A 21,238-nucleotide genomic window follows, 5' to 3' on the forward strand; every position below is an offset into this window, starting at 1 on the left:
GGAGTGTTGTTTTACGTGTGGTGAGGTTCAGGCCGGCTGAATATCAGCCCAGCCTACCCGGCGCGCCGGAAGGCGAGCACACGGTTGCGGCCGCCGCGCTTGGCGCCGTAAAGCGCCTTGTCGGCGGCGCTGAGCACCTTGTCGAATTTGGTGCCGCCCTCGCTGCCGAAGGCGTAGCCGGCGCTGACCGTGCAGGAGAGCAGGCGGGTCTCGGTATCGATCCGGCGCATGGCAAAACTGGCCCGGATGCGCTCGGCTATGAATTCCACCTTTTCAGGCAAGGTGCGATCGAGCACCAATGCAAATTCCTCTCCGCCCATGCGCGCGGCGACATCGCCTGGCTGGAGATTGGCGGTCAAATCCTTGGCGAATAGTTTCAGCACCTCGTCGCCGGTGGCATGGCCGAACTCGTCATTTATGGCCTTGAAGCCGTCGAGATCGAACACGATCACGGCGGTGAAGGACCGGACCGGTGTTTTGCCGTGCAGGTCGAACAAAGCGCGCCGGTTGAGCAGTCCGGTCAGCGGATCGGTCAGCGCTTCGCGGCGATGATGCTGCGCCAGGCGTCCCTGGTTGAGCGCCAGCGAGAGCGCGCCGATGCCGGTCATGCAGGCGATGACGACGATGAGGCTGAAATCCTCGGCCCAGTTGCTCGGCGCATGGCCAAGCACCAGCCTGCCATCCCAGACAAGTGCACCGGAGCACAGCACGAAGGAAATTGCGGTGGCGGTGTAGAGCCCTGCAATGCCGAGGATCGGGGCCGGGAATTCCGTACGACCCTTCCAGTATTCATAGGCCGTCGCAAACAAAAGCAGCGCGGCGAAGGCATTCTCCAGCATGAAGCCCAGCCCGTCATAGCCAAGCGCCATCGGCGGCAAGGCGACTGCCAGCGAGACGCCGGCGCCGACAGCGATGCGCGGCAATGGCGAGCGGCCGGTCGTGAACTGATGGGCCGCGCCCAGCATGGTCGCGAAGCCGAGCAGCAGGAACGTGAAGCTGGCGAGGCCGAGCAGGCGTCCGGGCGCGTCGATATAGGCCTGGTAGGCGAAGACGTCGGCGACGATCAGAAGCACGCTGACCGCCCAGGTCAGCAGGAATTTTTCCGAGCGCGCGGTAAGCCAAATGCCGAACAGCGTCAGGCCGAGGCAAGCGGCGGAAAACCCGACAGCCAACAGAAGGGAACTGTAGTCGAGCGACATGCCCTCGTCCTTGCGCGCGGCGGCCGGCCTCTAGAAAGGACCCGCACCGGATTTATGCAGGATGGAGGTATCGATAAGGTTACGATGCGCATAAGCTATCACGCTTCGGTTCATCGTAGCAATTCTGGGTTGAAACCCTTTTCAAGGGAAAGCGCTGACCGCTTTCCCGGGAAAACCGTTCCACACTTTTCCTGGAATTGCTCCTAATGCATGTCGCCCAGAAGTGTGCCGCGGTTCTGGGACAACGGCATGCATCAAGACAAAGACTTAAATCGCGTCGTATGAATCCGTTTCAGCGCGACGCGCTTTAACCGATCAGCTCACCCGCTTCATCAGCGCCATGGCGCCGAACGGCGCGCGCACCTTGCCCTCGGTGATGAAGTAGACGAACACATCGCGCGGTTTCACCGGCGCGTCGAAAGTCGGATCGGCGCGCCGCAGATCGGCCGGCTGCTTGCCTTGCGCCCAGGTCTTCACCCGCGCTGCCCATTCGTCCAGGCCATTCGGCGTATAGCAATCCGGATTGTCGTCGCTGCCGGTCTGCAGCCGCGCATAGATAAAATCGCCGGTGATGTCGGCGATACCAGGATATTTGGCATGGTCGGCATAGACGATTGCCGCCTTGTATTTGCGCGCCAGGCCCACAAATTCCGGCACGCTGAAACTGTCGTTGCGCACTTCCAGCGCATGGCGCAGCGCCACGCCATCCTGCTTTTCCGGCAGCAGCTTCAGGAAGGCCTCGAAATCGTCGGCGTCGAACTTTTTCGTCGGCGCGAACTGCCACAGGATCGGGCCCAGCTTGTCGCCCAGCGCGGCAACGCCGGAGCCGAGGAAGCGCGTCATGGACTCGCCGGCTTCGCCAAGCACGCGGCGGTTGGTGACGAAGCGATTGCCCTTCAGCGAATAGACGAAACCGTCCGGCGCCTCGCTCGCCCATTTGACGAAGGTCGGCTCCTTGAAGCTGGAATAGTAGGTGCCGTTGACCTCGATGCTCGGTACCTGGCGGGTGGCGTAACTCAGCTGTTTGGCCTTGGAAAGCTTGTCCGGGTAGAAGGACGTATCCCAGGGTTCGAAAGTCCAGCCGCCCATCCCGGCGCGGATTGTTCCTTGGCTGATCATCGTCTTCCTCCCAGTTCTAAAAATGCGGTCAGGCTATTTTTCCAACCGGTTTGATCATGTCGACCACGATCCATCCGGGACGGTGGGGATTGGCTCGGCGGCCCGTTTCGTGGAAGCCATAGGCCGTATAGATCTCGATGTTCCGCTCCATGCGCGAATTGGTGTAGAGCCGCACCTCCGGCACACCCCATAGCCCCGCCTGTTCCTGGGCGAAGTCGAGCAGCGCGGTACCGAGTTTCCTCCCCTGAAAAGGGGGGGAGACCGCGACGCTGAAGATCATCGCATGATCGGGGTGGCGCTCAATAACGATCAGCCCGGCGAGTTCCGCGCCGCTCTCCAAGAGCCAGACCTCGCCACGCTCGATGCGTGGCGCATAGTCCTCGGTGACTGGGATCGGCGGCGCGCCGAACAAGGGCGTGTAGTGCTCATAGGCGGTCTGCGTCAGCGAGACGACTCCGTCGAGATCACCGGCAAGCGCCTGTCGGACTGTCATTCAAAGCTCTCCAGGCGCCCGACCGGTCTGTCAGTTACTCCGCCGCTTCGCGCTTGCCTCCGGGCCGCCGCTCCAAAAGCTCCTTCAGGAACTGGCCGGTGTAGCTGCGCTTTTCGCGCACGATCGCTTCCGGTGTGCCTTGTGCCACCAGTTCGCCACCGCCATCGCCGCCTTCGGGGCCGAGGTCGAGCACCCAGTCGGCGGTCTTGATGACTTCGAGATTGTGCTCGATGACCACCACCGTGTTGCCCTGGTCGACCAGTTCGTGAAGCACTTCCAGCAACTTGGCGACGTCGTGGAAGTGCAGGCCGGTGGTCGGCTCGTCGAGGATGTAGAGCGTCTTGCCGGTCGCCTTGCGCGACAATTCCTTGGCGAGCTTGATGCGCTGCGCCTCGCCGCCCGACAGCGTCGTCGCCTGCTGGCCGATATGGATGTAGCCGAGGCCGACCTGCTTCAGCGTCTCCAACTTGTCGCGCACCCCGGGCACGGCGGCAAAGAAATCGACGCCTTCCTCGACCGTCATGTCCAGGACGTCGGCGATCGACTTGCCCTTGAACAGGACGTCGAGCGTCTCGCGGTTGTAGCGCTTGCCGTGGCAGACGTCGCACGTGACGTAGACGTCGGGCAGGAAGTGCATCTCGATCTTGATGACGCCATCGCCCTGGCAGGCCTCGCAGCGGCCGCCCTTCACGTTGAAGGAGAAGCGGCCCGGCTGATAGCCGCGGGCCTTGGCCTCGGGCAACCCGGCAAACCAGTCGCGGATCGGTGTGAAGGCGCCGGTGTAGGTGGCCGGGTTCGAACGCGGTGTGCGGCCGATCGGCGACTGGTCGATGTCGATGACCTTGTCGAGGAATTCGAGGCCCTCGATGCGGTCGTGATCGGCCGGATGCTCGCGCGAGCCCATGATGCGGCGCGACGCCGCCTTGAACAGCGTCTCGATCAGGAAGGTCGATTTGCCGCCGCCAGACACGCCGGTGACGGCGGTGAAGGTGCCGAGCGGGATTTCGGCAGTGACGTTCTTGAGATTGTTGCCGCGCGCGCCGACGATCTTCAGCCGGCGGTTTTTCTTGGCCTCGCGCCTGACACCGGGCGTGGCGACTTCGAGCGCGCCCGACAGATATTTACCGGTGATCGAGTTGGGATTGGCCATCACCTGCTGCGGCGTGCCCTGGGCGATGATCTCGCCGCCATGAATGCCGGCGGCCGGACCCATGTCGACGACGTAATCGGCATGCAGGATGGCGTCCTCGTCATGCTCGACGACGATCACCGTGTTGCCGATGTCGCGCAGATGCTTGAGCGTGTCGAGCAGGCGGGCATTATCGCGCTGGTGCAGGCCGATCGACGGCTCATCCAGCACATAGAGCACGCCAGTGAGGCCGGAGCCGATCTGCGACGCCAGACGAATGCGCTGGCTCTCGCCGCCCGACAGCGTGCCGGAATTGCGCGACAGCGTCAGATAGTCGAGGCCGACATCGTTGAGGAAGCGCAGGCGGTCACGGATTTCCTTGAGAACGCGCACCGCGATCTCGTTCTGCTGGTCGTTGAGATGTGGCGGCAGTTCGGTGAACCACTGGTCGGCCTTGCGGATCGACAGCTCTGTGACTTCGCCGATATGCTTGCCGGCGATCTTCACCGCCAGCGCTTCCGGCTTCAGCCGGTATCCCTTGCAGACCGGGCAGGGCGTCGCCGACATGAAGCGCTCGATCTCCTCGCGCATCCAGGCGGATTCGGTTTCCTTCCACCGCCGTTCGAGATTGGGAATGACGCCCTCGAACGTCTTGGTGGTCTTGTAGGAGCGCAGGCCGTCATCATATTGGAAGGTGACCTCGCGCTCGCCGGTGCCACGCAGGACGGCATCCTTTGCCTCTTCGGTCAGGTCTTTGAACTTGTCGCCGAGCTTGAAGCCATAGGCTTTGCCCAGCGCTTCCAGCGTCTGGGCGTAATAGGGTGAGGTCGACTTCGCCCACGGGCTGACGGCGCCGTCGCGCAGCGAGACGTTTTCGTCCGGCACGATCAGGCTGGCGTCGATGGCGCGCTGGTTGCCGAGGCCGTCGCAGGTCGGGCAGGCGCCGAACGGGTTGTTGAACGAGAACAGCCTGGGCTCGATCTCCGGAATGGTGAAGCCGGAAACCGGGCAGGCGAATTTTTCCGAGAACAGGATGCGCTCATGCGTCTCGTTTTTCGATTTGTTGACCGAGTCCTCGCCGGTCTGGCTGGCGTCGAGCGGCCGGTCGGCGAACTCGGCCACCGCCAGCCCTTCCGCCAGCTTGAGCGCCGTTTCGATGGAATCGGCAAGCCGTGTCGCCAGGTCGCCGCGCACGACGATGCGGTCGACGACGACATCGATGTCGTGCTTGTACTTCTTGTCCAACGCCGGCACATCGGCGATCTCATAGAAGACGCCGTCGACCTTGACGCGCTGAAAGCCCTTCTTCTGCAGCTCCAGCAGTTCCTTGCGATACTCACCCTTGCGGCCGCGCACGATCGGCGCCAGCAGGAAAAGGCGCGTGCCTTCCTCGACCGACAGCACCCGGTCGACCATCTGTGAAACCGTCTGGCTCTCGATCGGCAGGCCGGTCGCCGGCGAATAGGGGATGCCGACGCGCGCGAACAGCAAGCGCATGTAGTCGTAGATCTCGGTGACGGTGCCGACCGTCGAACGCGGGTTCTTCGACGTGGTCTTCTGCTCGATCGAGATGGCCGGCGACAGGCCGTCGATCTGGTCGACATCCGGCTTCTGCATCATTTCGAGGAACTGGCGCGCATAAGCCGACAGGCTCTCGACGTAACGGCGCTGGCCCTCGGCATAGATGGTGTCGAAAGCAAGCGACGATTTGCCGGAGCCCGACAGGCCGGTCATGACGATCAGGCTGTCACGCGGCAGGTCGAGATCGACATTCTTCAGGTTGTGTTCGCGTGCCCCGCGAATGGAAAGGTATTTATGGTCGGCCATCGCCGGTCGCCGCCTCAGGTCTGGTGTCAGTGGGATCGGCGGGTTTTCCCGGCCATTCCCTATGTAGGTATTTTTGCCGCCACGTCGAGAGACGCCACACTTCTCGACCAAAGCCGTTTAACCGTCTTTCGCGCGAAGGGGCAAGCGGAAAGAACAAAGACCGAACACGCTCCTGACAAAGCTGTGCAGAAACTGACAAGGGTGTTTCAGAAACTGACCCTGACGTAAGCTCCCGACGATCACATTTTCCGTAACCGGCTATTCAAGGTTGACGTCGTCGAATCGGGGGCGCACTCTGCCGGAGTCAACGGAGCCGGCCGTCTTTGATGGCCTCGCCGCCCATAGCGGCCTGCGAGACGCCGCAGGTTTTTGCGATTTGTGCTTCGGATTGACACCTGTCGCAACGGACATAGGAGCGGAGCATGACGCCACCGGATAGTCCCTTGAGGCTCCACCTGCTGGTGGAGCCGCGGCGGGCATAAGTGCCAGGTAGTTTCAAGGCATTGGAGTGTATGCGTCCAAACGAACGCATCGCGTCAGTCCAACAAACCACCCGACAAACCGTGACCTGCCGAATCCCACAAAAATCAGAGACGGCTAGTCGGATCGTCGGCTGAATGCCGCGAAGCATCCGAAATCAAAGTCGGTATAACACTACCGGCAGTTTGGATTTGGAATCCAAAAAAAGCCCCGACCGTTAGCGGAAGCAACGGCGGGGCTGTTCTTTTGCGAGGAAGTCGTCGGCGCAGGCTTTCTCTCCCGTATAGTAGCTGGGAGAAGGGGCTACCGGCGCGGCGGCTTGATCCCACCCGTGCCGACATCGACAGTGATGCTGCCGGAAATCCTGACATCGGTGTCGCCGATCTTGAACGTGCCGTTCTCGCCGGCAGGCAGCGCGTCGTCCGGCTCCGGCTGCGGCGCGGGCTTGGCGATGCGGTAGTCGCCGGTCACGCCGGGCAGGGCGCCTTTCCGCGACGTGCTGGTGCTGCCCCCGGCAAAGGCCATGCTCGATGTCGCCGCCGTGATGGCAATGGCTATGGTCAGTCTGTTCAGGTGGTAGCGCATGGCAAGACTATAGTGCCGCGCTCAAGGCGAGGCCAGACCAGCGGCGTTGAAATTGAGGGAACACCGGCCTGCATTCAATCCGCCGATCAGGCCGCCTCCTTTTTGCGGGTGTCGAACACATGGTCGACGAGGCCCCACTCCTTGGCCTCCTTGGCGGTCATGAAGAAATCGCGGTCGAGCGTGCGTTCGACCTCTTCATAGGTGCGGCCGCAATGTTGCGCATACAGTTCCGTCATGTGCCGTTTGGTGCGCAAAATGCCTTCGGCATGGCGCTGGATGTCGGAGGCCTGGCCCTGGAAGCCGCCCAGAGGCTGGTGCAGCACGATGCTGGCGTTGGGGAGCGCGATGCGCCGGCCCGGCGTTCCCGCCATCAGCAGGAACGAGGCCATCGAGGCGGCAAAGCCCATGCACACCGTCGATACCGGGCAACTGACAAATTGCATCGTGTCGTAGATGGCGAAGCCGCTGGTAACCACGCCGCCCGGCGAGTTGATGTAAAGCGAGATCTCCTTGTCGGGGTTTTCGGATTCCAGCGACAGGAGCTGGGCGCAGACCAGCGCCGACATGCCGTCATTGATCTCGCCATTGACGAAGATGATGCGCTCGCGCAGCAGCCGCGAGAAAATGTCGAAGGCGCGTTCGCCGCGGCTCGATTGCTCGATCACCATCGGCACCAGATTGGCAAAGCCGCTCATCTCATTGTCTCCGTTTTGATTTTTCCGGGTCAGGCAGCGCGCAGCAACAGGCGTGGCGCGTTGGCGGCGACAGGCGGTTTGGGCTTGTATGCGCGCAGCCAGAGCCGGCAGCCGGCGCCGGCCATCGCGACCGCAGGCGTCAGGACAAACCCGTCATGGACGATGCGCAGATGCGTGCCGCCGGAAACGGTGCGGGCGAGTGTGAAGGTGACGATGCTCTCCAGCTCCTCGCGGTTGGCGTCGCCGGAACGCTCGCGCCAGGAATAGCGCAGCAGGCGCCCCGGTTCGGCATCGAGCACTTCGCACTCGATCGGCTTCTCAGGCCCGGCAAAGGCAAAGCGGCTGCCGGTTTCCGGATTGATGTCGTTCGGCATCATCCATTCCGCCAAGAGGTCCGGCACGGTCAGTGCCCGCCACACTTTTTCCGGTGCGTCCGGCAGATCGCATTCGAAGGCGAGGGCATCCTTGGCGGTCTGCGTCTGCTTTTCGTCGGTCATTGGTCCATGTCCTTCAAAACGGCCTTCAGTCTTTCGATGCGCTCCGGCCAGAATGCGCGATAGCGTTCGATCCAGCCGAGCAGCGGCTCGAGCCCTTGCGGATCGGCGCGATAGTAGGCGTTGCGGCCGGCGCGTCTTTCGCTGACCAGGCCTGCGCCGCGCAGCACGGCAAGGTGCTGCGACACCGCCGGCTGCGACACGCTCATGCCAGTGCGCAACTCCGACACGCTCATCTCGCCGGAAGTCAGCCGCTCGTAGACGGCGCGTCGCGTCGGGTCGGCCAGGGCGCGAAAAATCTCTGCTTCGATCATGGCAAAAGCATAAGTCGATACTTATCGATTTGGCAAGGGGTGTTTTGAATGCCCGGTATTGATTGGATCCTGCCGGGCCTCTAATCCACGGGGAACAAGATGGGCCGATCATCGCGAGGCAGGAGTAGTATTTATGAATTCCAACGTCGATCTTTCGTCCGCCGAGAACCTCAACGAGGCTCTGAGGCTCTATCGCCGCCTCGTCCTCGGTATAGGCGCCATCGCCGTCATCGGTTTCGTGGCCGTGATCTTGTTGGTCAAGTTGGGTACGGCGCTATCGCCGCCATACGGGATTTACATCTTCGGCGAAGGATTGGGGACCTGGGGCCTGATCGCGGTGGTAGCGGCGCTCGTCGCTCAGGTCTGGTGGCACGGGCGCGCGATCGGGAAATTGCTGAATGACCCGGCTCTGAAATCTGAACCTGCAGTCGGGCTGATGTCGGCACCAACCGTGATCGCACAGCGCGCCCATGCCGTGGGCATGGAGTGGAGCGGCTTTTTCGGTCCGTTGCGACCAGCGAAAAAACGGCGCTGACGACACCGCTTCTCGCCGCTGCGTGTCAGCTAAATCCACGCGCCCGCGTCGGCGATTGCTGCCATTCCTTGACAATCCGTGGTTAACAGTATAGGAACGAAAAGGGAACAAAAACCTTGTGGGAAAAGCCAGCCGCGGCAAGCCAGGATTGTCCGCGGCCTGTAAGGTGAACGACTTGAAATTTGGTTCGGATGAGCGCGGAGAAGTGTCATGGCAGGTAGCGTCAACAAGGTCATTCTGGTCGGTAACCTCGGCGCGGACCCTGAAATCCGCCGCCTGAATTCCGGTGACCCGGTCGTCAACCTCCGCATCGCCACGTCGGAAAGCTGGCGCGACAAGAATTCCGGCGAGCGCAAGGAAAAGACCGAATGGCACAACGTCGTCATTTTCAATGACCAGATCGCCAAGGTCGCCGAGCAGTACCTGAAGAAGGGCATGAAGGTTTACGTCGAAGGCCAGCTGCAGACACGCAAATGGCAGGACCAGACCGGCGCCGACAAGTATACGACCGAAGTCGTGTTGCAGAAATTCCGCGGCGAGCTGCAGATGCTCGATTCTCGCGGCGAGGGCGGCGGTCAGGTCGGCAACTATGCCGCCGGCGGCGGCAGCGCGAGCCGTGGCTCGGATTTCGGCCAGTCTGGCCCCAATGAGAGCTTCAACCGCGGCGGCAACAGCGGTGGCGGCGGTTCCAAGGGCGGCGGTGGCGGCGGCTCGTCGCGCGAACTGGACGACGAAATCCCGTTCTGAGCTGACGGTAGTCAGCGATATCTGAGGAGAGGGCGCGATGTCGCTCGGACCGCTTCTATCGGCGCGCCCTCCCATTCCATGGCACGCCTTCGCGGCCCTTGCCGCGCTGGCCATTGGCGCTACGCAACTGGCGCTGCCGAAAGGCACGACGCGTCATCGTGTCGTCGGCTATACTTGGGCGGCGCTGATGCTGGTCGTCGCCATCTCCAGTTTCTGGATCCAGCAGATACGCCTCGTCGGTCCGTTCAGCCCGATCCATCTCTTGTCGATTTTAGTGTTGATCGCCGTGCCGCTGGCGGTCTGGCACGCGCATATGCATCGGGTCGCCAAACATCGCAGGGTCATGATATCGCTTATGTTTTCGCCCTGATCGGCGCCGGCGTGTTCACGCTGCTGCCGGGGCGGATCATGCACACGGTCGTCTTCGGCCAGTGACGCTTTCTGAAAGGAAGATTGCCGTGAAAGCACGGATTAAATGGGTCGAGGAGCGCACCTTCGTCGGCGAGTCAGGCAGCGGCCACAAACTGGTGCTGGGGACCGCCCCCGGGCCGGAAGGCAAGACGCCGGGTCCGAGCCCGATGGAGCTGGTGCTGATCGGCACCGGCGGCTGCTCGGCCTATGATGTCGTCCACATCCTCGAAAAAGGCCGCGAGGCGATCGAGGACTGTGTTGTCGAACTCGACGCCGACCGGGCCGAAACCGACCCGAAAGTCTTCACCCGCATCCACATGCATTTCATCGTCACGGGCCACGCGCTGTCGCACGACAAGGTCCAGCGCGCCATCAACCTGTCGATCGAGAAATACTGCTCGGCCTCGGCCATGCTGGCCAAGACGGCTGTCATCACCCACGATTTCGAGGTCGTCGATACGGCGGTGGAGTAGGGAGCAGGGAGCAGGGAGCAGGGAGCAGGGAGCAGGGGCTGCCGTTTACCCCGCCATCAGCGCCTTGATGCCATCCGCGACGAACTGAACCGCAAGCGCGGCCAGGATGACGCCGAGCAGGCGGGTCAGGATCGAGCGGCCGGTCTGGCCGAGGATGCGGTCGATGCGCTCCGACAGCACGAACACCAGATAGGTGATGGCAAGGCAGACGAAGATGATGCCGACCAGCGCCGCTTGTGCTGCAAAACCCTGAAACGAGCCCGACAGTAGCACGGTCGCCGAAATCGCACCGGGGCCGGCGATCAGCGGGATCGCCAGCGGGAAGGCCGCGATGTTGTGGATCATGTCCTTGGTGATGGCGACGTCGCCGATCTTCTCCTTGCGGTCCTGGCGGCGCTCGAACACCATTTCGAACGCGATGAAGAACAGCAAAAATCCGCCGGCGACGCGGAAAGCCGGCAGCGTGATGCCGAACACCGACAGGATGGACGCCCCGGCCACCGCAAACAGCGCCATCACCAGGAAGCCGATGATCGAGGCGCGCACTGAAACCTGCTGACGTTCCTCGCGGTTCATGCCGCGTGTCACCGCGAGGAAGAGCGGCGCGAGACCTGGCGGGTCGATGGTCACCAGAATGGTGACGAAGGCGTTGAACAGGCTGTCGAAACTCGGCATCGCTGACCCCTCCCGCCGGGCCGGACCCCTGCGCCACCATAGTGGTAGAGCAAAGCCCGACCGGTGGGAACCGTCTGACATGGCGATACCGGAGACGGCGTCAGTGTTAGGCGGCAGCGTTGCAATAGGCCTCCAGACGATAGCCGTCGGGATCGACGACGAAGGCAGCGTAATAGTTCTCGCCATAGTCGGCGCGCAGGCCCGGCGCGCCATTGTCGCTGCCGCCTGCACGCAAGGCGGCGGCATGGAAGGCAACGACACTCTGCCTCGTCGGCGCGCTAAAGCAGAAATGCAGACCGGACTTCTCGTCCGATGACACTGGCCGCGCCGCATCGTTCACCCACAGCGCCACGGTTTGCGCACCATAACCCAGTGAGCCTGGCGACTGGCTGAGGCAGGAATAACCGAGCGGCTTTAGCGCGGCATCGTAGAAGGGGTTCGAAAAGTTGGTGTCGCGGACACCGATCGAGACATGGTCAAGCATGTTTTTTCACCTTTTTTGCAATATGTTGCGTCATCAGTCCTGGGCGACGCGGCGCGCCAGGAACTCGACTTCGAGACGCCATGTCTTGCCATCGTCGTGCGAACGCTCGCCGAGCCAGCGGAAGCTGTCTTTGGTGATGCGCGAAAAGCTCCAGCGGACCGAGGAACCAGTGCCGTCGGCGCCGACCTGCACAATTGTGTCGCCTTCGGCGCGACCAAGCTGGCGGCTGTAGTATTGGTTTCGCGGGTCGCTCCAGAAGATGTGCCAGGCATCCGAGCCGGGATCATAGGCCCGCAGCGTTGTGCCATGGAAAGTCCATCTGCCGACCGAGGGCGAGGGGCCGGCATCGCGCGCGGGCAGGATCCATACATCCTGGATCGCCCTGCCTTCCAGGACCCAGCCGAAATGCACCTCGCCGCGTCCGGTGAGAACCGTGCCGTCCTCGAGATGGCGCGTGGCATCGAATGTCCAGGCGCCGACGAAGCGGCCGTAGAGATCCAGCTTTTCAGCCAGGCCGGGATTGGGGCCGTCGCTGTGGAGCGCTTCGGCAAAGGAGGATGTACCGATCATACTTGCTGCCTTCGTTGTGTCAGGAGGCTGCAAGCGATAGGCCCCGACCGGGTGTCGCGCTTGGGAAAAATTGCTATCTTTCAAGCCATGACGACGAGCGAACAAAACCTGGCATCGGGGCAGGGCTGGCATGTGTCCGACGTGCTGTGCACGGCCGGCGCCGGCGACCGCCCGTTCGAGGAGGCGCACGACACCTTCTGCGTTGCCGCTGTCACCAGCGGCACCTTCCGCTACCGCACGAGGCAAGGCGCCGCCATGCTGGCGCCGGGCGCGATCCTGCTCGGCAATGTCGGCACCTGCTATGAATGCGGGCATGAGCATGGCGCCGGCGACCGTTGCCTGTCCTTCCACTTCGCTCCGGCCTATCTCGACAGCATCGCCAGCGACGTGCCCGGCGCGAGCAAGCTCGCCTTCGGCGTGCCGCATATGCCGCCTTTGCCGGCGCTCGCATCGCTGCTGGCCGAGGCGGAAGCGGCGCGCGAGATGGTCGACATCGACGCCTTTGAGGAGCTTGGCCTGCGAATTGCCGGCGCAGCACTGGCAGTTGCCGGCGCAGCACTGCCTGTGGCCAGCGATGCGGTGCCTGGCGTTCGACCGCCGAGCCGCCGCGACCAGAAACGGGTTGCCGAGGCGGTGCGGCAGATCGAGCTCAATGCCGACAGGCCGGTCTCGCTTTCCGAGCTTGCCTGCGCGACGGCGACCAGCCCGTATCATTTCCTGCGCACCTTCCGGCAGGTCGCCGGCATGACGCCCTATCAGTTTCTGCTGAGAACCCGGCTGCACCGCGCGGCGGTGCGGCTGCGCATGTCAGGCGATGCCATCTCGGCAATCGCCTTCGAGGCCGGTTTCAACGATTTGTCGACGTTCAACCGCCGTTTCCGGCGCGTCATGGGTGAGACGCCTGGCCACTATCGCGCCCGGCGGGTGGCTACCCGCTGATGCGTCCGCCTGCCTCCTGATACGCTCTTTGCTTTGAAAACGGTCCATCGCAGGCTTTTGCCCTTGCGGCGGCGAAATGCGTTATGGCCAAATCGTCGCAATCAGAGGTATCCATTTGAAATTGCCGCCAAAATTGTCGTTGGAAAAGCACCACGAATATTGGAGTTTCGGCCGTGCTTCCTATATAAGCGGTCAGTGATTCCTGATTAGATTGTGATCCGATTTGACCGACCAAAAACCCCCGCGCGGCGCCGACGGCGGCCCTACCGGCATCGAGCCCATCTCCATCATCGAGGAGATGCAGAGCTCCTACCTCTCTTATGCCATGAGCGTCATCGTCAGCCGTGCGCTGCCCGATGTACGCGACGGCCTGAAGCCGGTTCACCGCCGCATTCTCTATGCGGCGCATGAGAGCGGTTACCACTGGAACCGCAAATATGTGAAGTCGGCCCGCCCGGTCGCCGACGTGATGGGTAAATACCATCCGCATGGCGACGCCTCGATCTACGACGCCTTGGTGCGCATGGCGCAGGACTGGTCGCTGCGCGTTCCGCTGATCGACGGGCAGGGTAATTTCGGCTCCATCGACGGCGATCCGCCGGCGGCGATGCGCTACACCGAATCGCGGCTGACCAAGGTCGCGCATGAACTCTTGGAGGACATCGACAAGGAAACCGTCGATTTCCAGGAGACTTATGACGCATCCGACACCGAACCGAAGGTGCTGCCGGCCCGCTTCCCCAATCTTCTGGTCAACGGTTCCGGCGGCATCGCCGTCGGCATGGCCACCAACATCCCGCCGCACAATCTGGCCGAGATCTGCAACGGCGCCATCGCCATCATCGACAATCCGGCGATCGATTTGCCGGCGCTGATGGAGATCATTCCGGGTCCCGATTTCCCGACCGGCGGCATCGTGCTCGGCCGTTCCGGCATCTACAGCGCCTATGCGACGGGCCGTGGCTCCATCGTCATGCGCGGCAAGGTCAATGTCGAACAGCGCGGCAACGACCGTGAATCGATCATCATCACGGAAGTCCCGTACCAGGTGAACAAGGCCTCGATGATCGAGAAAATGGCCGAGCTGGTGCGCGACAAGCGCATCGAAGGCATTTCCGACATTCGCGACGAAAGCGACCGCCAGGGCTACCGCGTCGTCATCGAGCTGAAGCGCGACGCTGTCGCCGACGTCATTCTCAACCAGCTTTACCGCTTCACGCCGCTGCAGACCTCCTTCGGCGCCAATATGGTGGCGCTGAACGGCGGCAAGCCGGAAGTGATGAACCTGACCGACATGCTGAAGGCGTTTGTCAGCTTCCGCGAAGAGGTGATTAGCCGGCGCACGAAATTCCTGCTGCGCAAGGCGCGCGACCGCGCCCACGTGCTGGTCGGCCTCGCCATAGCCGTCGCCAACATCGACGAAGTGATCAAGCTGATCCGCACCGCGCCCGATCCGCAGACGGCGCGCGAGCAGTTGATGGAGCGGCGCTGGCCCTCCGGGGACGTGGAGTCATTGATTCTGCTTATCGACGATCCGCGCCATCGCATCAATGAGGATGGCACCTACAACCTCTCCGAGGAACAGGCGCGCGCAATCCTCGAACTGCGCCTGCAGCGCCTGACCGCGCTCGGCCGTGACGAAATCGCCGACGAGCTGAACACCATCGGCGACGAGATCAAGGATTACCTCGACATTCTGTCGTCCCGCGCCCGCATCCAACAGATCGTCAAGGACGAGCTTGCCGCCGTGCGCGACGAGTTCGGCACGCCGCGCCGCACCGAGCTCACCGACGGCGGCGCCGACATGGAAGACGAGGACCTGATCCAGCGCGAGGACATGGTCGTCACCGTCAGCCATTCCGGCTACATCAAGCGCGTGCCGCTGTCGCTCTACCGGGCGCAACGCCGCGGCGGCAAGGGCCGCTCCGGCATGTCGACCAAGGAAGAGGATTTCGTCACCCGGCTGTTCGTCGCCAACACGCATACGCCGGTGCTGTTCTTCTCCTCGCGCGGCATCGTCTACAAGGAAAAGGTGTGGCGGCTGCCAATCGGCAATCCGCAGTCGCGCGGCAAGGCGCTGATCAACATGCTGCCGCTGGAGCAGGGCGAGCGCATCACCACCATCATGCCGCTGCCCGAGGACGAGACCAGCTGGGGCGAACTCGACGTCATGTTCGCCACCACGCGCGGCACCGTGCGCCGCAACAAGCTGTCCGAATTCGTCCAGGTCAACCGCAATGGCAAGATCGCCATGAAGCTGGAGGAGGAGGGCGACGAGATTCTCGGCGTCGAGACCTGCACAGACAATGACGATGTGCTTTTGACCGCCAGCTCCGGCCAGTGCATCCGCTTCCGCGTTGGCGATGTGCGCGTCTTCCAGAGCCGCAATTCGGTCGGCGTGCGCGGCATAAGCATGGCCGAGACCGACCGCATCATCTCCATGTCGGTGATCGAGCATGTCGATGCTTCACCGGCGGAACGCTCCGCCTACCTCAAGCGGGCAGCACTGGAGCGGCGGCTTGCCGCCGAGGTGACCGGCGAGGAAGAAGAGATTGCACTCACCAATGAGGAGATTGGCGAGGAGACCGAGCTTTCCGACAGCCGTTACGAAGAGCTCAAGGCGCATGAGCAGTATGTGCTGACGGTGACCGAATATGGCTACGGCAAGCGCTCGTCATCCTACGATTTCCGCCTGACCGGACGCGGCGGCAAAGGCATCCGAGCCACCGACGTGTCGAAGGTGGCCGAGATCGGCCAGCTGGTGGCGACTTTCCCGGTCGGCAATGACGACCAGATCATGTTGGTTTCGGATGGCGGCACGGTCATCCGGGTGCCGGTCAACGGTATCCGTTTCGCCAGCCGCGCCACCAAGGGCGTGACCATCTTCAACACCGCCGAAGGCGAGAAGGTCGTTTCGGTCGAACGGATTTCGGAGCCGCAGGCCGACGAGGATGTCGAAGAGGGTGTCATTGAGGCCGGCGCCGGAGATGCCGTACCGGACAGCACCGAATAGGTTTGAGCAACAACGCCGGCCCGATGGGCCGGCGCAAACAAGAAACTAGCAATAAATCAGGGGCGACGGTGGGGCCAGCGAGCGCCGAAACCTTCGAACCGCTTTGTGCGGACACGGACGCGCTCTGCCTCGCTATGCAATCCGAATGCGGTGGCGATCAGCATGGCGACGGTCATTGCGGTGGCGAGCATGTAGATCAGCATGTGCGTGTTCTCCTGCGCCTATCCAACGGTTAGATCGGGTTTTGGTTTCATCTTCCGAAGTGCAAACTAGCGAACGCGGCGTGAAGTCTTCGTGATCAAGGCATTCATCTGTCGTTCATGTCTGCGAAAAGGTTCACGCAGATGTTCCCAATCGCATTTGCCTTCCGCCCAATGCCCCGCTAGAAGCACCTCCCATGACCGATCGCATCGCCCTTTATGCCGGCTCCTTCGACCCGCTGACCAACGGCCATCTCGATGTGCTGAAGGCATCGCTGGCTGTCGCCGACACGGTATATGCGGCGATCGGCACCCATCCCGGCAAGACGCCGCTGTTTTCCTTCGACGAACGGGTGAAGCTGATCGAGGCCGCGACGAACGCCGAATTCGGCCGCGACGGAGCCCGCATTAGGGTTGTCGCCTTTGACGGGCTGGTCATCGACGCGGCCCGCAAGCATGGCGCCTCGATCATGATCCGAGGCCTGCGCGACGGCACCGATCTCGATTACGAGATGCAGATGGCTGGCATGAACGAGACCATGGCGCCGGAACTGCAGACGGTTTTTCTGCCCGCCAGCCCATCGGTACGCACCATTACCGCCACACTTGTGCGCCAGATAGCCTCGATGGGCGGAGACATCCGTCCCTTCGTACCGGCCGCCGTTGCCGGTGCGCTCACCGCCAAATTCGCGAAATAGTGCATGTCGCCCCAAAGTGGATGCCGGTTTTTTGGGGCAACGACATGCACCCTAACAAAGACCTTCGGAGATCCCTTATGCAGCTGAAAAAGCTCGCCTCGTTCCTCGTCGTGCTTGCCGGTCTCGTGACCGCATCCGTTTCGGCCTTCGCCGCCGAACCGGAAAACACCATGGTCATCACCTTGAAGAACGGCGACGTCACCATCGCGCTACGCCCCGACCTGGCACCCAAGCATGTCGCGCAGATCAAGAAGCTGGTGCGTGAAGGCGCTTATAACGATGTCGCATTCCACCGGGTCATCAACGGCTTTATGGCGCAGACCGGCGACGTCAAGTTCGGCAACATGAAGAAGGGGTTCAGCCCCGAGGCCGTCGGCACCGGCGGTTCAGACCTGCCCGACCTGCCGGCCGAATTCTCGCAAAGCGAACATTTCAAGCGCGGCACGCTCGGCATGGCCCGCTCGCAGGACCCGAACTCCGCCAATTCGCAGTTCTTCATCATGTTCGCGCCGGCGCCGAACCTCGATGGCCAGTACACCATCGTTGGCAGTGTCGTCAGCGGCATGGAGCTGGTGGACAAGATCAAGAAGGGCGACGAGGCCGACAACGGCACGGTCAGCGAGCCCGACCGCATGATCAAGGTACGCATCGCCGCCGACAAGTAAACCAATCAAATCAATCTGTTTTCTGAGATAAAGGATATACGACATGGCTGAGATCAAGGACCGCGAGAACGCGCTCATCCTGGAAACGACCAAGGGCAAGGTCGTCATCGAACTGTTCCCCGATTTGGCTCCCGGCCACGTCGCCCGCATCAAGGAACTGGCCCGCGAAGGCGCCTATGACGGCGTGGTCTTCCACCGCGTCATCGAAGGCTTCATGGCGCAGACCGGCGACGTGAAGTTCGGCAATTCGTCGAAGCCGACCTTCGCGCCTTCGCGTGCGGGCATGGGCGGCTCGGAAAAGCCGGACCTGAAGGCTGAGTTCTCCAACGCCAACCATGGTCGCGGCACCTGCTCGATGGCCCGTTCGCAGAACCCGAACTCGGCCAATTCGCAGTTCTTCATCTGCTTCGACGATGCCGCTTTCCTCAACCGCCAGTACACGGTCTGGGGCCAGGTCATCGAAGGCATGGACAATGTCGACAAGATCAAGCGCGGTGAGCCGGTGGTCGATCCCGACAAGATCGTGTCGCTGAAGGTCGCGGCCGACGTCAAGTAAGGACAAACGAAGATGATGGGCGTGGTCTGGTCGCTGCTCGGCATCCTGTCAGGCGCCTTCATCGCCGTCCAGGCGCCGATCAACTCGCAGCTGGCGCGCGGCCTGGGGCTCCCGGTCGCGGCTGCTGCGTTTTCGTTCCTGTCGGGCGCGATCGTGCTTGGTATCATCTCCATTGCCGTTGTGCGGCTGCAGGACATCTCGCTCGACTGGAAGGCGCCGGCGCCTTGGCTGTTCATCGCCGGCGGCATGCTCGGCGGTTTCTATGTTACCCTGTCAACCATTCTTACGCCGCGCATTGGTGCAGCCGCGTTGATGGCGTTCCTGGTTGCCGGCCAGTTGCTGGCCGGCATGCTGATCGATCGCGTCGGCTTTCTCGGCGTGGCGGTGCGCGAGATTTCGCTCGGCCGCATCGCCGGCGCGGTGCTGCTGTTGGCCGGAGCGCTGCTCGTCCGGCTCTACTGATGCGCGTCGACCTCTTCGACTTCGACCTGCCTGAGGAGCGCATCGCGCTTCGCCCGGCCGAGCCGCGCGACAGCGCCAGAATGCTGGTGGTCAGGCCGGGCGAGGGTCTTTCGGATCGCACGGTTGGCGACCTTCCGTCCTTGCTCAGGGCTGGCGATGTTCTGGTCTTCAACGACACCAAGGTCATTCCTGCCCAGTTAAGAGGCATCAGGCGGCGCGGCGAAGCGCAGGCGCAGGTGGACGCCACGCTGCATATGCGCATGGCGCCGGACCGCTGGCTGGCCTTCATGCGGCCTGGCAAGCGCATCGCCGCCGGCGACCGCATCCATTTCGGCCATGACGGCAATTCCTGTTTTCTCGGCCAACTCGACGCCACGGTGATCGAGAAGGGCGAGGCCGGCGAGGCGTTGCTCGGCTTCGACCTCTCCGGCCCGTTTCTCGACGAAGCGCTGCGCGCCGTCGGCCACATCCCGCTGCCGCCCTATATCGCCTCCAAGCGCAACGACGACGCGCGCGACCTGACGGATTACCAGACCATCTATGCCAAGGAGGAGGGCGCAGTCGCTGCCCCCACCGCAGGCCTGCATTTCACGCCGGAGCTGTTTGCCGCGCTCGACGCCAAAGGCATCGAACGCCGCTTCGTCACCTTGCATGTCGGCGCCGGCACCTTCCTGCCGGTCAAGGCGGACGATACCGCTGACCACAAGATGCATGCCGAGACCGGCTCGGTCAGCGAAGCAACAGCCGACGCTCTGAATGGCGCCAAGGCGCGGGGCGGGCGTATCATCGCTGTCGGCACGACCTCGCTGCGCCTGCTGGAGAGCGCGGCACGGCCTGATGGCTCGCTGACCGCCTGGTCCGGCCCGACCGACATCTTCATCACGCCGGGCTATCGGTTCAAGACCGCCGACCTGCTGATGACGAACTTTCATCTGCCGCGTTCGACGCTGTTCATGCTGGTTTCGGCCTTCAGCGGCCTAGATACGATGCGTGCGGCCTATGCTCATGCCATCGAGAACCGTTACAGATTCTACTCTTATGGAGACGCAAGCCTGCTTTATCGAGCGGAGATGAGCGATGGACGATGATCTGCAAGCCTTTGATCGCGAGAGCCTGATCGCTGAAGTGAAGAAATTGCGTGCCGGCATTCGCCAGCACCGAGATTCTACCGGCCATGATTTATGCTGGCATCATCCCAACCTGTGGGACCTGCTGCCGGAAAAGACCGATCCATCGATTGCTGTGCCGCCATGGCCGAAATTCATGCGCGGCTGCATCCAATACCGGCAGTCGCTCGACAGGCAGGCGCCAGGCGCGCCTGTCCATGACAAGGAATTCAATGGCTGAGACATTCACCTTCAAGATCCTCGCCACCGACGGCAAGGCGCGGCGCGGTGTCATCGACATGCCGCGCGGCGAAATCCGCACGCCGGCCTTCATGCCGGTCGGCACCGGCGGCACGGTCAAGGCCATGTATATGGACCAGGTGCGCGGCGTCGGCGCCGACGTCATTCTGGGCAATACCTATCATCTTATGCTGCGGCCAGGCGCCGAGCGCGTGGCGCGGCTTGGCGGCCTGCATGAGTTCGCCCGCTGGCCACAGCCGATCCTGACCGACAGTGGCGGTTTTCAGGTCATGTCGCTGTCGAAGCTCAGAAAATTGACCGAGAAGGGCGTCACCTTTCGCTCGCACATTGACGGCGCTGCCTACGAGATGTCGCCGGAGCGCTCGATCGAGATCCAGGGCCTGCTCGATTCCGACATCCAGATGCAGCTTGACGAATGCACAGCGCTGCCGGCCGACCTCAAGGAGATCGAGCGCGCGATGGAGCTGTCGCTGCGCTGGGCCGAGCGCTGCAAGACAGCGTTCGGCGACCAGCCCGGCAAGGCCATGTTCGGCATCGTCCAGGGTGGCGACAACGCAGCACTCAGGGTGCGCTCGGCGCAGGCGCTGAGCGCGATGGAGCTGAAGGGCTATGCCGTCGGCGGCCTGGCCGTCGGCGAGCCGCAAGCGGTGATGCTGGATATGCTGGAGATCACCTGTCCGGAATTGCCTGACGACAAGCCTCGATATCTCATGGGCGTCGGCACGCCGGACGACATCGTGAAATCGGTGGCGCGCGGCATCGACATGTTCGACTGCGTCATGCCGACCCGCGCCGGCCGCCATGGCCTGGCTTATACCAGGCGCGGCAAGGTCAATCTCAGGAATGCCCGCCACGCGGACGATCCGCGGCCGCTGGATGAGGAGAGCGACTGCCCGGCCGCGCGCGACTACTCACGCGCCTATCTGCACCATCTCGTGCGCTCGCAAGAGGCGCTGGGGGCGATGCTTCTGACCTGGAACAACCTGTCCTACTATCAGAAGCTGATGCAGGACATTCGCGCCGCGATCGAGGCCCGGGCCTTTGAGGCGCGCACGGCTGAGATTTCCGAGGCATGGGCGAGGGGTGACATTCCGGTGCTGTAGCCGGG

Annotated in this window: 25 protein-coding genes; 13 read left to right on the top strand and 12 right to left on the bottom strand. The window is 62.7% G+C overall.

Going from position 1 to position 21,238, the window contains the following annotated elements; all coding sequences use genetic code 11:
• Nucleotides 1–53: 53 nt before the first annotated feature.
• The 8 genes from NKK50_RS13760 to NKK50_RS13795 all read right to left on the bottom strand — a co-directional run bounded on the left by NKK50_RS13760 (nucleotide 54) and on the right by NKK50_RS13795 (nucleotide 8,335).
• A complete protein-coding gene (locus tag NKK50_RS13760) occupies nucleotides 54–1,199 on the bottom strand; it encodes a GGDEF domain-containing protein (RefSeq protein WP_023670937.1) in 1,146 nt (381 codons plus the stop codon).
• A gap of 315 nt (nucleotides 1,200–1,514) precedes the next feature.
• Nucleotides 1,515–2,318, bottom strand: a complete 804-nt coding sequence (locus NKK50_RS13765) for a DUF72 domain-containing protein (RefSeq protein WP_023834139.1) — start codon at nucleotides 2,316–2,318, stop codon at nucleotides 1,515–1,517.
• 28 nt (nucleotides 2,319–2,346) lie between these two features.
• A complete protein-coding gene (locus NKK50_RS13770; RefSeq protein ID WP_352500043.1) occupies nucleotides 2,347–2,811 on the bottom strand; it encodes a GNAT family N-acetyltransferase in 465 nt (154 codons plus the stop codon).
• A gap of 34 nt (nucleotides 2,812–2,845) precedes the next feature.
• The gene (gene uvrA / locus NKK50_RS13775; RefSeq protein WP_352500044.1) at nucleotides 2,846–5,767 is read right to left on the bottom strand and encodes an excinuclease ABC subunit UvrA; all 2,922 of its coding nucleotides are present in this window, start codon (nucleotides 5,765–5,767) and stop codon (nucleotides 2,846–2,848) included.
• Between the two features lie 783 nt (nucleotides 5,768–6,550).
• Nucleotides 6,551–6,772 carry a hypothetical protein gene (locus tag NKK50_RS13780; RefSeq protein ID WP_032891865.1) on the bottom strand — a complete coding sequence of 74 codons (222 nt, stop codon included), beginning with the start codon at nucleotides 6,770–6,772 and terminating at the stop codon, nucleotides 6,551–6,553.
• A 146-nt stretch (nucleotides 6,773–6,918) separates the two neighbouring features.
• Nucleotides 6,919–7,527: an ATP-dependent Clp protease proteolytic subunit gene (locus tag NKK50_RS13785; protein WP_023693387.1), complete on the bottom strand. Its 609-nt coding sequence runs from the start codon at nucleotides 7,525–7,527 to the stop codon at nucleotides 6,919–6,921.
• 29 nt (nucleotides 7,528–7,556) lie between these two features.
• Complete coding sequence (locus NKK50_RS13790; RefSeq protein ID WP_023696505.1) at nucleotides 7,557–8,024, bottom strand: SRPBCC family protein; 468 nt, start codon at nucleotides 8,022–8,024, stop codon at nucleotides 7,557–7,559.
• Complete coding sequence (locus NKK50_RS13795; RefSeq protein ID WP_023670944.1) at nucleotides 8,021–8,335, bottom strand: ArsR/SmtB family transcription factor; 315 nt, start codon at nucleotides 8,333–8,335, stop codon at nucleotides 8,021–8,023. Before NKK50_RS13795 ends, NKK50_RS13790 begins: the two co-directional genes overlap by 4 nt.
• 133 nt (nucleotides 8,336–8,468) lie before the next feature.
• Between NKK50_RS13795 and NKK50_RS13800 the strand changes: the two genes are divergently transcribed.
• The 4 genes from NKK50_RS13800 to NKK50_RS13815 all read left to right on the top strand — a co-directional run bounded on the left by NKK50_RS13800 (nucleotide 8,469) and on the right by NKK50_RS13815 (nucleotide 10,501).
• Nucleotides 8,469–8,870 carry an ABC transporter ATP-binding protein gene (locus NKK50_RS13800; protein WP_352543555.1) on the top strand — a complete coding sequence of 134 codons (402 nt, stop codon included), beginning with the start codon at nucleotides 8,469–8,471 and terminating at the stop codon, nucleotides 8,868–8,870.
• A 210-nt stretch (nucleotides 8,871–9,080) separates the two neighbouring features.
• Complete coding sequence (gene ssb, locus NKK50_RS13805) at nucleotides 9,081–9,617, top strand: single-stranded DNA-binding protein (protein ID WP_352543556.1); 537 nt, start codon at nucleotides 9,081–9,083, stop codon at nucleotides 9,615–9,617.
• 37 nt (nucleotides 9,618–9,654) lie between these two features.
• Nucleotides 9,655–9,987 carry a DUF2306 domain-containing protein gene (locus tag NKK50_RS13810; RefSeq protein ID WP_502896557.1) on the top strand — a complete coding sequence of 111 codons (333 nt, stop codon included), beginning with the start codon at nucleotides 9,655–9,657 and terminating at the stop codon, nucleotides 9,985–9,987.
• A gap of 88 nt (nucleotides 9,988–10,075) precedes the next feature.
• Entirely contained in the window at nucleotides 10,076–10,501 is a 426-nt protein-coding gene (locus tag NKK50_RS13815; protein WP_352543557.1) for an OsmC family protein, read from the top strand.
• Between the two features lie 45 nt (nucleotides 10,502–10,546).
• Here the strand turns inward: NKK50_RS13815 and NKK50_RS13820 are convergent, their stop codons facing one another.
• The 3 genes from NKK50_RS13820 to NKK50_RS13830 all read right to left on the bottom strand — a co-directional run bounded on the left by NKK50_RS13820 (nucleotide 10,547) and on the right by NKK50_RS13830 (nucleotide 12,230).
• On the bottom strand, nucleotides 10,547–11,176 hold the full coding sequence (locus NKK50_RS13820) for a MarC family protein (RefSeq protein ID WP_023670949.1): 630 nt from the start codon (nucleotides 11,174–11,176) through the stop codon (nucleotides 10,547–10,549).
• 106 nt (nucleotides 11,177–11,282) lie between these two features.
• Nucleotides 11,283–11,660, bottom strand: a complete 378-nt coding sequence (locus tag NKK50_RS13825; RefSeq protein ID WP_023824848.1) for a VOC family protein — start codon at nucleotides 11,658–11,660, stop codon at nucleotides 11,283–11,285.
• A gap of 33 nt (nucleotides 11,661–11,693) precedes the next feature.
• Nucleotides 11,694–12,230, bottom strand: a complete 537-nt coding sequence (locus NKK50_RS13830; RefSeq protein WP_352543558.1) for a hypothetical protein — start codon at nucleotides 12,228–12,230, stop codon at nucleotides 11,694–11,696.
• A gap of 87 nt (nucleotides 12,231–12,317) precedes the next feature.
• On the opposite strand from NKK50_RS13830, the gene NKK50_RS13835 reads away from it, so the two are divergent.
• Both NKK50_RS13835 and gyrA read left to right on the top strand, forming a co-directional pair.
• Nucleotides 12,318–13,169: a helix-turn-helix transcriptional regulator gene (locus NKK50_RS13835; RefSeq protein WP_023824850.1), complete on the top strand. Its 852-nt coding sequence runs from the start codon at nucleotides 12,318–12,320 to the stop codon at nucleotides 13,167–13,169.
• A 223-nt stretch (nucleotides 13,170–13,392) separates the two neighbouring features.
• Nucleotides 13,393–16,182: a DNA gyrase subunit A gene (gene gyrA / locus NKK50_RS13840; RefSeq protein ID WP_023696506.1), complete on the top strand. Its 2,790-nt coding sequence runs from the start codon at nucleotides 13,393–13,395 to the stop codon at nucleotides 16,180–16,182.
• Between the two features lie 56 nt (nucleotides 16,183–16,238).
• On the opposite strand, the gene NKK50_RS13845 is transcribed toward gyrA, so the two are convergent.
• Nucleotides 16,239–16,385, bottom strand: coding sequence for a hypothetical protein (locus NKK50_RS13845; protein WP_023670953.1), 147 nt, complete (start codon nucleotides 16,383–16,385; stop codon nucleotides 16,239–16,241).
• A 194-nt stretch (nucleotides 16,386–16,579) separates the two neighbouring features.
• Between NKK50_RS13845 and coaD the strand changes: the two genes are divergently transcribed.
• The 7 genes from coaD to tgt all read left to right on the top strand — a co-directional run bounded on the left by coaD (nucleotide 16,580) and on the right by tgt (nucleotide 21,233).
• On the top strand, nucleotides 16,580–17,080 hold the full coding sequence (gene coaD, locus NKK50_RS13850; RefSeq protein ID WP_023726681.1) for a pantetheine-phosphate adenylyltransferase: 501 nt from the start codon (nucleotides 16,580–16,582) through the stop codon (nucleotides 17,078–17,080).
• A gap of 170 nt (nucleotides 17,081–17,250) precedes the next feature.
• Complete coding sequence (locus NKK50_RS13855) at nucleotides 17,251–17,745, top strand: peptidylprolyl isomerase (RefSeq protein ID WP_245260126.1); 495 nt, start codon at nucleotides 17,251–17,253, stop codon at nucleotides 17,743–17,745.
• 43 nt (nucleotides 17,746–17,788) lie between these two features.
• Nucleotides 17,789–18,301 carry a peptidylprolyl isomerase gene (locus NKK50_RS13860; protein ID WP_023696509.1) on the top strand — a complete coding sequence of 171 codons (513 nt, stop codon included), beginning with the start codon at nucleotides 17,789–17,791 and terminating at the stop codon, nucleotides 18,299–18,301.
• A gap of 12 nt (nucleotides 18,302–18,313) precedes the next feature.
• Entirely contained in the window at nucleotides 18,314–18,763 is a 450-nt protein-coding gene (locus NKK50_RS13865; RefSeq protein ID WP_023693398.1) for a DMT family transporter, read from the top strand.
• The gene (gene queA / locus NKK50_RS13870; protein ID WP_023824851.1) at nucleotides 18,763–19,851 is read left to right on the top strand and encodes a tRNA preQ1(34) S-adenosylmethionine ribosyltransferase-isomerase QueA; all 1,089 of its coding nucleotides are present in this window, start codon (nucleotides 18,763–18,765) and stop codon (nucleotides 19,849–19,851) included. The genes NKK50_RS13865 and queA overlap by 1 nt, the downstream gene beginning before the upstream one ends.
• The gene (locus NKK50_RS13875; protein ID WP_023684641.1) at nucleotides 19,841–20,110 is read left to right on the top strand and encodes a hypothetical protein; all 270 of its coding nucleotides are present in this window, start codon (nucleotides 19,841–19,843) and stop codon (nucleotides 20,108–20,110) included. The genes queA and NKK50_RS13875 overlap by 11 nt, the downstream gene beginning before the upstream one ends.
• Nucleotides 20,103–21,233, top strand: coding sequence for a tRNA guanosine(34) transglycosylase Tgt (gene tgt / locus NKK50_RS13880; protein WP_352543559.1), 1,131 nt, complete (start codon nucleotides 20,103–20,105; stop codon nucleotides 21,231–21,233). The genes NKK50_RS13875 and tgt overlap by 8 nt, the downstream gene beginning before the upstream one ends.
• The last annotated feature ends 5 nt before the right edge of the window (nucleotides 21,234–21,238 follow it).

It is taken from the genome of Mesorhizobium sp. M0001, from assembly GCF_040324255.1.
Taxonomy (GTDB): Bacteria; Pseudomonadota; Alphaproteobacteria; order Rhizobiales; family Rhizobiaceae; genus Mesorhizobium.

Bases quoted from the DNA above. Each gene is read 5' to 3' on its own strand.
- NKK50_RS13760 (WP_023670937.1), bottom strand. From the start codon at position 1,199: ATGTCGCTCGACTACAGTTCCCTTCTGTTGGCTGTCGGGTTTTCCGCC.
- NKK50_RS13765 (WP_023834139.1), bottom strand. From the start codon at position 2,318: ATGATCAGCCAAGGAACAATCCGCGCCGGGATGGGCGGCTGGACTTTC.
- NKK50_RS13770 (WP_352500043.1), bottom strand. From the start codon at position 2,811: ATGACAGTCCGACAGGCGCTTGCCGGTGATCTCGACGGAGTCGTCTCG.
- uvrA (WP_352500044.1), bottom strand. From the start codon at position 5,767: ATGGCCGACCATAAATACCTTTCCATTCGCGGGGCACGCGAACACAAC.
- NKK50_RS13780 (WP_032891865.1), bottom strand. From the start codon at position 6,772: ATGGCCTTTGCCGGGGGCAGCACCAGCACGTCGCGGAAAGGCGCCCTG.
- NKK50_RS13785 (WP_023693387.1), bottom strand. From the start codon at position 7,527: ATGAGCGGCTTTGCCAATCTGGTGCCGATGGTGATCGAGCAATCGAGC.
- NKK50_RS13790 (WP_023696505.1), bottom strand. From the start codon at position 8,024: ATGACCGACGAAAAGCAGACGCAGACCGCCAAGGATGCCCTCGCCTTC.
- NKK50_RS13795 (WP_023670944.1), bottom strand. From the start codon at position 8,335: ATGATCGAAGCAGAGATTTTTCGCGCCCTGGCCGACCCGACGCGACGC.
- NKK50_RS13800 (WP_352543555.1), top strand. From the start codon at position 8,469: ATGAATTCCAACGTCGATCTTTCGTCCGCCGAGAACCTCAACGAGGCT.
- ssb (WP_352543556.1), top strand. From the start codon at position 9,081: ATGGCAGGTAGCGTCAACAAGGTCATTCTGGTCGGTAACCTCGGCGCG.
- NKK50_RS13810 (WP_502896557.1), top strand. From the start codon at position 9,655: ATGTCGCTCGGACCGCTTCTATCGGCGCGCCCTCCCATTCCATGGCAC.
- NKK50_RS13820 (WP_023670949.1), bottom strand. From the start codon at position 11,176: ATGCCGAGTTTCGACAGCCTGTTCAACGCCTTCGTCACCATTCTGGTG.
- NKK50_RS13825 (WP_023824848.1), bottom strand. From the start codon at position 11,660: ATGCTTGACCATGTCTCGATCGGTGTCCGCGACACCAACTTTTCGAAC.
- NKK50_RS13830 (WP_352543558.1), bottom strand. From the start codon at position 12,230: ATGATCGGTACATCCTCCTTTGCCGAAGCGCTCCACAGCGACGGCCCC.
- NKK50_RS13835 (WP_023824850.1), top strand. From the start codon at position 12,318: ATGACGACGAGCGAACAAAACCTGGCATCGGGGCAGGGCTGGCATGTG.
- NKK50_RS13845 (WP_023670953.1), bottom strand. From the start codon at position 16,385: ATGCTGATCTACATGCTCGCCACCGCAATGACCGTCGCCATGCTGATC.
- coaD (WP_023726681.1), top strand. From the start codon at position 16,580: ATGACCGATCGCATCGCCCTTTATGCCGGCTCCTTCGACCCGCTGACC.
- NKK50_RS13855 (WP_245260126.1), top strand. From the start codon at position 17,251: ATGGTCATCACCTTGAAGAACGGCGACGTCACCATCGCGCTACGCCCC.
- NKK50_RS13860 (WP_023696509.1), top strand. From the start codon at position 17,789: ATGGCTGAGATCAAGGACCGCGAGAACGCGCTCATCCTGGAAACGACC.
- NKK50_RS13865 (WP_023693398.1), top strand. From the start codon at position 18,314: ATGATGGGCGTGGTCTGGTCGCTGCTCGGCATCCTGTCAGGCGCCTTC.
- queA (WP_023824851.1), top strand. From the start codon at position 18,763: ATGCGCGTCGACCTCTTCGACTTCGACCTGCCTGAGGAGCGCATCGCG.
- NKK50_RS13875 (WP_023684641.1), top strand. From the start codon at position 19,841: ATGGACGATGATCTGCAAGCCTTTGATCGCGAGAGCCTGATCGCTGAA.
- tgt (WP_352543559.1), top strand. From the start codon at position 20,103: ATGGCTGAGACATTCACCTTCAAGATCCTCGCCACCGACGGCAAGGCG.